Genomic DNA, 3,293 nt, shown 5'->3' on the forward strand with positions numbered 1-3,293 from the left:
CCTTCCTGTATTCAGTGGCGGGTCAGCGGTATTTGCTACTGGCTGTTTTGTTCCTGGCATGGCTGCACGGTAAAAACCTCTGTCAAGGTGACGCATTATCTGCCTGAAGCTGTGGTGTCCACCTATCATGCCCCCGGCGGTAATCCGTGGTCAGAAATGGCAAGGCTCAGCCCCCTATCCGGTGGCGTGGAAAATGCCGTTACCAGTGCATTATCGCATCTGACGTCGGGAGGGGGTGATCATCTGGTGAAAATCGCGGGACAACGCCGTACCAGCCTGCGTTTCAAATATGCTGATGCCATTGGCCATCCCGCGACCCAGCTGATTGGCGGACAAATTCCCGGCTATTCCTGCCGCAGTGCGGCCACACCCTTGATGCCCTATTTTCTGAGCATACTGGATACGCTCGCGTGGCGTACCGGTTTGCCGGAATCGTTCTACCCCGAAGCGCTTATCCCCGGCCAGCGGGAGCTGGGAAGTCAGATGGCCGGCAATATGTGGGGAAATATTTACCCACGCTCAGGCTTTGTGAATCAGGCCGATGATGACAAAGCCTCTGCCGTGGTGGCACAACGGGTGGCTGACATTATCACCCGTGCCGGGCAGCCGCATGTTTATCAGGTCCTGAAAGGTCAGCGTACTGACGGTTATTGGCCGCCTGAAGTCGTGAAAGAAAATACCGGCACGAAAAACCATCAATGGCAGCGGTTATCGCCGCAGTTAAGTCAATCCTGTGCCGTATTTCCTGACGGAGAGCATACGGCTGCCAGCAAGGGCAATCAGGCATATGCCCTGTGGCAACCCTACAGTTGCTGTCAGCGCCGGGGACAGCGTTTTCTTGGCAGTACGGATATCTGAATAAGGGTGAATAATGACCAGAATACGCGTTTTGTTGTTGATATTAAGCGGGCTGGCAACGGCTTCTGCACAAGGCAATACGTCAGTTGTATCCCTTTCATTACCGCAGGTGAATCACAGTGCACTGGGTTATGGGGCGGATGTCAGCGGTGCTGTCTCCGATACGCTGTTTTATACCCTTGGCGGCGGCTCGGTGATCTCACAACCGGCGACCCGCAGTTCCCCGACCAAACTGGGCGGACTGGAACTCGGCTGGAGTTCGGATTTTATGTGCGGCAACTTCGATTTAAAAACCACGGTCGGCAATCAGCTGAACGGCATTACCGAGGGGTTGAAGAACCTGATGAGTGAAGTGATCCAGGGTGCCACCGGCGCGGTAGCCAGTCTGCCTGCGATGGTTATCCAGCGTGCCAATCCCGGTCTGTATGACATGCTGACCAATGGCGTTTTGCAGGCCAATGTGGCGTTCGACAAAGCCCAGTTTAATTGCCAGAACATGGCCAAACGGATGATGGATTTTGCGCAAAACAATAAATGGACGCAGTCTGCCGCGATGCAGGAATACAAAACGCTGGTCAACAGCGGGGATGGTGATGCAGTGAGGATCAATAATGCCGGCAGCAAAGCCACCGGTACGGGCGGACATCCGTGGATTGGCGGCAAAAAGCAGGGCGGCAGGGGACAGAACGCCATCCGGCCCACGCGGGATTTAGCCGGTGCGGGGTTTAATATGATGAACAACCAACCCGTGCTGAGCCAGTCTGCTGTTCGCCCGCAACATTGTGATGGCGGTGCCTGCCGCAAATTCCAGAATGCGCGCGAGGCGGCAGACGCCGTGGTGAAAGTGCTGGGCGACCGGGCTATCCGTACCTGTGCCAATGCCGCGGAATGCACCAGTGGCGGAGAAAACCAACAACCGGGTGCCACGGTGGCCGGCACGGGTTTTTCGCCGATGCTGGAAGCACACACCCAGGCCAATATTGAGCAACTGGTAAAACTGGTCAATGGCACGGAAAAACCGACGGCAGCGAATCTGGCCAAACTGAAAACCGGCAGTCTGGCGGTGACCAAAGGGGTGATCCAGGCGTTGCAGCGTGATCCGGACAGGGCCGCGCTGACAGCACGTTTAGCGGGTGAGCTGGCCATGGCAGAAACGACTGAAACGGCGTTGTTGATGCGGCGGATGCTTATCACCGGCATGTCAGAACCGAATGCCGCTGCTCAGCCGGAAGCGCTGAGTGAGGGTGAGCGGCGGGTTGAGGCGCTGGACCGGGAAATCACCGCGCTGAAAAATGAAATGCAACTGAAACAGGAACTGGCCCGCAATTCTATTCTGACCATTATCGAACGGGAAAATGTTCGCATCCAGGCTCATCCACAAAAACAGGTGCCGGACAGTAGCGATACGCGTTTTTACCAGCTGGAAATGCCCGGCAATCACAGTCGGTCAGGTCGGTGATGGCAGAAACAACAAAATCGCAGGTGATTCCGTTAGTGAAAAAAGGCATCAGGACAGCCCTGATTATCACTGCGGTCACCATTATCACGTTGGTGATGGGCGGGTCAGGACTTAATCATGCCGAAAAACTCACTGACCTTTATCATTGGATTGCAAAAACAAAACCGTTTTGGCTGGTCTGGCGGCTGGAAAATCTGGCAGGCAGCCAAACGCCGGCCGGAATGCCGTGCGGCGTTGCTGCGTATGATGGCAGTCAGCCTGCTGTTTATCCTGCTGGGTGAATATGCCCTGTCAGGCTATTATTGAGGGAACGCCATGACCACAAACAGCTATCTGGAATATTTTCTGACCTTACTCGGTTGGATCGTCAACAATGGCCTGTGGCAGATCCTGATTGCCACGGGGTTGTTTACGCTCCCTTTGGTGATAAAGGTGATAGCTGTCTGGCTGAAAGTCAGGGAAAGCGGCGAAGAGGAGGGCAATGGCGGATTACAGTCGCTGGCCCGTATTGAAAACACCTTGTACAGCGCCTTTTTTGTCATGATGATCTGCTGTGTGCCGCTGGTGAATGTCAGCCTCAGCACCCTCCAGTATGACCCGTCGCGAGCCAAAAGCTGCGGCACCTGGACACCGAAAGCGCCCAGCGACAGCAGTTATGCACCGGTGATGTCCAGCCTCAATCATCAGACCGCTGCCGTGCCGCTCTGGTGGGCAGTCGTGCACCGCTTGTCAAAAGGCCTGACGCAAGCGGCGGTTGCCACCATTCCCTGCCGGCCTGATTTGCGGCAACTGCGCTTTGACGTGCAGCACACCCGTATCGCCAACGCCGCACTGGCGGCGGAATTGCAGGATTTTACCAATGACTGCTACGCGTTAGCGTTGTATCAGTGGCAACAACGGGATCAGGGGCAAACCACAGATCCGGCCACACTGCATGATATCGACTGGCTGGGCAGCCGCACGTTTTTAGCCGGTG

Annotated in this window: 4 protein-coding genes; all 4 read left to right on the plus strand. The window is 55.7% G+C overall.

The genetic code is table 11. The features are described from left to right. On the plus strand, positions 1 to 858 hold an 858-nt coding region (locus PSI17_RS16250), incomplete at its 5' end, for a TIGR03756 family integrating conjugative element protein (protein ID WP_273552955.1). Between the two features lie 13 nt (positions 859 to 871). Beyond that, positions 872 to 2,317, plus strand: coding sequence for an integrating conjugative element protein (locus tag PSI17_RS16255; RefSeq protein WP_273552956.1), 1,446 nt, complete (start codon positions 872 to 874; stop codon positions 2,315 to 2,317). 117 nt (positions 2,318 to 2,434) lie between these two features. After that, complete coding sequence (locus PSI17_RS16260; RefSeq protein WP_273552957.1) at positions 2,435 to 2,623, plus strand: hypothetical protein; 189 nt, start codon at positions 2,435 to 2,437, stop codon at positions 2,621 to 2,623. Between the two features lie 9 nt (positions 2,624 to 2,632). After that, positions 2,633 to 3,293: conjugal transfer protein TraG N-terminal domain-containing protein (locus PSI17_RS16265; protein ID WP_273552958.1), on the plus strand; the 661-nt coding region annotated here is incomplete at its 3' end.

Source organism: Xenorhabdus sp. IM139775 (genome assembly GCF_028598745.1).
Taxonomy (GTDB): Bacteria; Pseudomonadota; Gammaproteobacteria; order Enterobacterales; family Enterobacteriaceae; genus Xenorhabdus.